Source organism: Lacinutrix sp. (genome assembly GCF_023299985.1).
Taxonomy (GTDB): domain Bacteria; phylum Bacteroidota; class Bacteroidia; order Flavobacteriales; family Flavobacteriaceae; genus Lacinutrix.
In genome coordinates, this window is sequence record NZ_JALZVX010000229.1 from 1 (window position 1) to 5,636 (window position 5,636).

Annotated in this window: 6 protein-coding genes; 4 read left to right on the forward strand and 2 right to left on the reverse strand. The window is 29.9% G+C overall.

The genetic code is table 11. The annotated features are described in order from the left end of the window. From Q0C58_RS12225 to Q0C58_RS12240, 4 genes are all read left to right on the forward strand, one after another. The coding region (locus Q0C58_RS12225) for a glycoside hydrolase (protein ID WP_290702065.1) at positions 1-933 on the forward strand (933 nt) is incomplete at its 5' end. Further along, complete coding sequence (locus Q0C58_RS12230; protein ID WP_290702068.1) at positions 930-1,661, forward strand: hypothetical protein; 732 nt, start codon at positions 930-932, stop codon at positions 1,659-1,661. The genes Q0C58_RS12225 and Q0C58_RS12230, both read left to right, overlap by 4 nt. Continuing rightward, positions 1,658-2,920, forward strand: coding sequence for a POTRA domain-containing protein (locus tag Q0C58_RS12235; RefSeq protein WP_290702071.1), 1,263 nt, complete (start codon positions 1,658-1,660; stop codon positions 2,918-2,920). The genes Q0C58_RS12230 and Q0C58_RS12235 overlap by 4 nt, the downstream gene beginning before the upstream one ends. Before the next feature lie 27 nt (positions 2,921-2,947). Next, on the forward strand, positions 2,948-4,219 hold the full coding sequence (locus Q0C58_RS12240; protein ID WP_290702074.1) for a POTRA domain-containing protein: 1,272 nt from the start codon (positions 2,948-2,950) through the stop codon (positions 4,217-4,219). Between the two features lie 99 nt (positions 4,220-4,318). Here the strand turns inward: Q0C58_RS12240 and Q0C58_RS12245 are convergent, their stop codons facing one another. Further along, a complete protein-coding gene (locus tag Q0C58_RS12245; RefSeq protein WP_290702077.1) occupies positions 4,319-5,008 on the reverse strand; it encodes a TIGR04283 family arsenosugar biosynthesis glycosyltransferase in 690 nt (229 codons plus the stop codon). Positions 5,009-5,035: 27 nt separating this feature from the next. Continuing rightward, positions 5,036-5,636 (reverse strand): DUF547 domain-containing protein (locus Q0C58_RS12250; RefSeq protein WP_290702080.1); only part of this gene is annotated, 601 nt, incomplete at its 5' end.

The following is a 5,636-nucleotide window of genomic DNA, read 5'->3' on the forward strand; positions in this document are numbered from 1 at the left end:
AATGGTATTAGTTTTGTAGCTTCTAGAGTTCCAATTACAAAAGAACACGTAGATCCAGTAGTTAAAATACATGCTAACTATGCAGCTATTATGCCATTTGCTTATGTGCACAATCTTAAAAGTTCAGAAGTAATTCATAATACACAAAGGCAATGGGCTGGAGAAAAAAGAGCAGGTGCTAAGCAATATGCTCAAACGCTCCAAGCACAAGGCATTAAAATTATGATGAAACCTCAAATATGGGTTAGACAAGGTGAGTATACTGGTTACATAAAAATGGAAACTGAAGAGAATTGGAAGCAACTTGAAACCACTTATTCAGATTTTATTTTAGAATATGCTACTTTAGCGCAAGAGGTTAATGCAGAAATTTTTTGTATTGGTACAGAGTTAGAACAGTTTGTATCTAATAGGCCAGAATATTGGAGCCAACTTATTTTAGATATCAAAAAAGTTTATAATGGCAAATTAACTTATGCTGCAAATTGGGATGAATTTAAACGCACACCATTTTGGAGCGAATTAGATTATATTGGTGTAGATGCTTATTTTCCTATTAGCGACAGTGAAACTCCAACAATAGAAGAGTGTTTAGAAGGTTGGAAAGCACACAAAACGGTAATTAAAGCTATTTCAGATAAACATAAAAAACCAATTATGTTTACCGAGTTTGGATATAGAAGTGTAGATTTTTCTGGTAAAGAGCCCTGGAGATCAGATAGAGGACTTATAAACGTAAATTTAGAAGCACAAGTAAATACAACACAAGCTGTATTTGATGTTTTTTGGAAAGAAGATTGGTTTGCAGGAGGTTTTATTTGGAAATGGTTTCATAACTACGCTAATAGTGGTGGTGAAAATAATAATAGATTTACACCACAAAATAAGCCAGTAGAGAAAATAATTAAAGCACATTTTGAAAAACACAGATGAGACAATCAATAGTTGTATTCTTTAGTTTAATATTATTATCATGTTCTAATGATGATGATAATAGTATGCCTTCAAACGTACTTGCAGAGTATTTAATGGGTCAAGTTATAGAAACTGGAGCAGTTATAGCCTGTGCTGCAAGCGAAGAAAACACAAACAATATTTTAGCGTATTACTTCCCAAGAGCAGGAGCAACCTCAATACGTTTTTATGAAACAGAAACAGCATCTGTAGACAAACTAGACTATACTAAATATAAAGAAATAGCTTTAGAAAGCGAGCCTTTTTTTAATGGGTCTTTAGGGAAGTTTACAAGAGAAGCATCTGTAGAGAAATGGATAATAATTACTTACGAATTAAATAACGAAATTAAAGTCTCTAATCCAATTCGAACAAAACAAATTCAAAAACCTACAGTATGGAATGATGAAGTTACAATAGATCAAACAAATCCGTTAATGCCTATTTTTAATTGGGAATTAAATGCAGTTGCAGATAATGCTATTTATTTTCAGGTTATTTCTTCTATAAATAATGATTTAATTTCTGGGACTTATACTTTAGAAAATACATTTCAATTTTACAACCTTTCTAACGTAGTATTAAATATAACAGATGGTGTTCCACAGTTAGAAAACACAACAGATTACAATTTTACATTAATGGATGTTAGTTTAGATAATTGGGTAAATATTATTACAATCGATAAAAAATTTACAACACAATGAAAAAGTTACTACTTATATTTCTTTTTTTTAATATTTCTATGAACATGTATTCTCAAAATACAGTTTCAAATTTATTAATAGAAGGTAATAAAAAAACGAAATCATCTTTACTTAAGCGTTTAGCGCTAGTTAAACCAGGTACTGTTTTAGATACATTAGTTATAGATGCAGATATAAGACGTTTAAAATTACTACCATCTATTGCAAATGCAACTTATAAAGTAGTATTAGATAAAGAAAAAACATATAATGTAGTTTATAATGTTGAAGAAAATTTTACAATTATTCCAGGTTTAAGTATATTTACAGACAATAATGATGAATTTGCTTACAGGCTGTCTTTATTCGAGTTTAATTTGTTAGGACAAAATCAACTTATAGGCGGTTTTTATAGTAAAGACGTATTTGATTCTTATGGTGCTTATTGGGAAGCACCATATCTATTTACAAGAAAATTAGGTGTTGGCGTTAACTATCAAAATTTAGTATCACAAGAACCTGTTTTTTTTGAAAATGATAATCAAGTTGATTATAAATTTGATACAAAAGCGTTTGAAACTTATTTAATTTACGAACATAATTTTCATAACCGTTTTCAACTAGGTGTTAATTTGTCTAAAGAAAATTACACTTTTCTAGAAGGAGAAGTGCCAAATGGATTTCCTACAGAAATAGGTGCTAACAAAACAGCTTTAATTGGTGAGTACGAGTATAATAATATTAATATAGACTACCAGTACAAGGAAGGTTTTAGAAGTTTATTAAACTTTAGACTTGTTACTGGTGGAAATGATTTGTTGAGAAACTTTTTTATAGGCAGAAATGATTTTGAATATTTTAAAAAAATAAATAAAAAAGGAAACTGGGCAAGTAGATTAAGATTGGCTTTTGCTTCTAACGATACAACACCTTTTGCTCCATTTGCAGTAGATAATCAATTAAACATTAGAGGCGCAGGAAATACAATAGATAGAGGTACAGCTGCGATAGTGCTTAATACAGAATATAGATACACATTATACGAGCGCAATTGGTTTGTACTACAAAGTAATGTTTTTATAGATGCTGGTTCTTGGAGAAATCCAGGTGGTAATTTAAGCGAATTGTTTAATGGTAGTACAGTTAGATTTCATCCTGGAGCAGGAATAAGATTTATACACAAACGTATATTTAATGCAGTATTTAGATTAGACTATGGTTATGGTATAGGTGATAATACTAGTCGAGGAATTGTTTTTGGAATAGGACAGTATTTTTAATTTATAAAAATTTATTTTTTAGTAAATATGGGTTTTACGTTAAAGAAGTGTTTGTTTGTACTAAGTCTTGTTTTTAGTGTTTTGACTTTTTCTCAAGAAGCAGTAGTACTTGAACTAAAAATACAAGGAAACAAAAAAATAAAATCATCTTTTGTAAAAAAACTCTCTAAAATAAAAAAAGGAGTGTTATTAGATTCTACTGTTTTAGAAGCAGATATAAGAAGACTTAAAAGACTCCCTTCTGTAGCACATGCCTATTATCAAGTATTTAAATCTCATGATAATTTGTATAATGTATTCTATAATATAGAAGATAATTTTACTATAATTCCATCTGTAAGTATTTACACAACTAATGAAGAGGAATTTGCTTACCGCATAAGTTTGTACGAATTTAATTTACTTGGTAGAAATATAACTTTTGGTGGTTTTTATCAAAAAGATATTTTTGATAGTTTTGGTGTTAATTTTAGGGCACCTTTTTTATTTAATAGAGATTTTGGTTTAGCAGTAAACTTTCAAGACTTAAACACTCTAGAACCAGTGTTTTTTAATAGTGGAACTGTAAATTATAAGTATGGTAATAAATCTTACGAGGTATTAGGCCTACATCAAATAAATACTAAAAATAGAATAGAGGCTGGTATTAGTTATTTTTTAGAAGAATATAGTCTTCGCGAAGTGCAAACAAACCCAGATGTTATTCCAGGTTTTTCAGTTAAAAAATTACTTTATAAAGGTATTTATGAGTATAATAACCTAGACTATTATTATCAATATGTATCTGGATTTAAAAGTGTATTGAATTTTCAATATGTAACTTCAACTAGTGACGATTTACCAGAATTTGTAATTGCATGGAACGACTTTCATTATTACACAAGAGTAGGAGATAAAGGAAATTGGGCTAGTAGGTTGCGTGTTGGCTTTTCAAGTAATGATAATACACCTTTTGCTCCTTTTTCGGTAGATAATAACTTAAATATTAGAGGTGTTGGTAATACTATAGATAGAGGAACTGGTGCAATAGTATTAAACACAGAATATAGACATGTTTTGTACGATAAAGATTGGTTTACTTTACAAAGCAACGTTTTTTTAGATGCAGGAACTTGGCGAAATCCTGGAGGGACTTTAGGTGATTTTGGTGATTCAGATAATATTAGAGTATATCCTGGTTTAGGTTTTCGTTTTATACATAAACGTATATTTAATGCTGTTTTTAGAGTCGATTATGGCTTTGGTATTACCAATGGAGATACTCAAGGTTTAGTTTTTGGTATTGGACAATATTTTTAGTGATACTTAAAACATAAAAGAACTCTGCTTCTATTAGGCTTTGCTAGTAGAACTAATTCCAACGCAAGTTGGGGAGGACCCTAATAAACTAAAAACTAATTAGGCAATATATTTTAAATAATAAGCGTGCAAATCTTGTGCACTTGCGCCAAACCACTTTTTAATATAGATAGTCCAAAAATGGTATTGTAGTTTCCAAATACCATGTCTTTTATAAAGCCTGTCTGATGTTTTTATTTTTTTATTAATAACCACAAACTCTTTACGTTTGTAGAGTTCATTAATTAAAACATTGTCTTCGTATATAATAAAGCTTTCATCGAAACCACCAATATCTTCAAATAGTGCTTTGGTAATAAATTGACTTTGATCTCCACCTCTACATGCACGCCAAGAAAACTGTGTCAGCCAACTAGCTAAACGAAGCCACCAATGTTTACTGTCGAAACTTAAACGAAAACAACCTGCTTGGTTGTTTTGTTTAACTTCCTCTATTATATGTTTATCGTAATGTGTTGGAGGAAAAGAGTCGGCATGTAAAAAATACAAAATGTCTCCTTTTGAAGCTTTTGCTCCAATATTCATTTGTCTAGCTCTTCCTCTTTTAGAGTGAATTAATCTAACATTTAAATCTAATTGCTCTACAATATCTTGCGACCCATCTATGCTACCACCATCAACTACAATAATCTCTTGTATGTTTTTTAATGAAGCATTATCGATTAAATGAAAAAGTAGATTTTCGATGTTTTCCGCTTCGTTTAAAATAGGAATGACTATGCTTATCATATAATATTTAGGAAAATAAAATTGGTGTTATTTGTTTAAATCCCAATTATAATCTAAATAAGATTTTTTTGCTTTACTAGTAATAGAAACGTCTGAGTATTTATTTAAGAAATCTATTAAAGAGCCATCTTGTTCAAAATCTTTTTTAAACCATTTAAATATATTAGACAATTCAATTGTGTTTTTTGAAATTTTATTACGTTTTGTATCGCTTAAAAACTCTTTAGTTGCATCAGTTAATTGCGTTTCTAAATTTGAAGCAGTAAAGGCTTCATTTTGTAATTTCGGGCATGAAAATGAAGCACATACAATTGCAAAATGTATTCTTGGTTCGTCCATTTTACGTAATATTTGATGCTCAATTTCTTCTAAATTATACCATTTGCTTCCTAATTTCCATAAGCGTTGCTCCCAAGGATCTTTAATGTCTTTTATGCTTTTAATTGGCATGTTTCTAAGAATTAAATCTACTGTCATTGCGTTATATGCATTAATCCAATAGGCTAGTTTGTCTTCTTTAGACCAGGCATCATTTGGCATATTGTCTCCTAAAGCAGTGATGTAATTTGTTAATTCCTTTCTGTTAGATTTAATACTGTTATAGTTTACATTACCAGCATCAGAGACT

Coding starts and splice junctions, on each gene's coding strand:
- Q0C58_RS12245 (WP_290702077.1), bottom strand. CDS start 5,008: ATGATAAGCATAGTCATTCCTATTTTAAACGAAGCGGAAAACATCGAA.
- Q0C58_RS12235 (WP_290702071.1), top strand. CDS start 1,658: ATGAAAAAGTTACTACTTATATTTCTTTTTTTTAATATTTCTATGAAC.
- Q0C58_RS12230 (WP_290702068.1), top strand. CDS start 930: ATGAGACAATCAATAGTTGTATTCTTTAGTTTAATATTATTATCATGT.
- Q0C58_RS12240 (WP_290702074.1), top strand. CDS start 2,948: ATGGGTTTTACGTTAAAGAAGTGTTTGTTTGTACTAAGTCTTGTTTTT.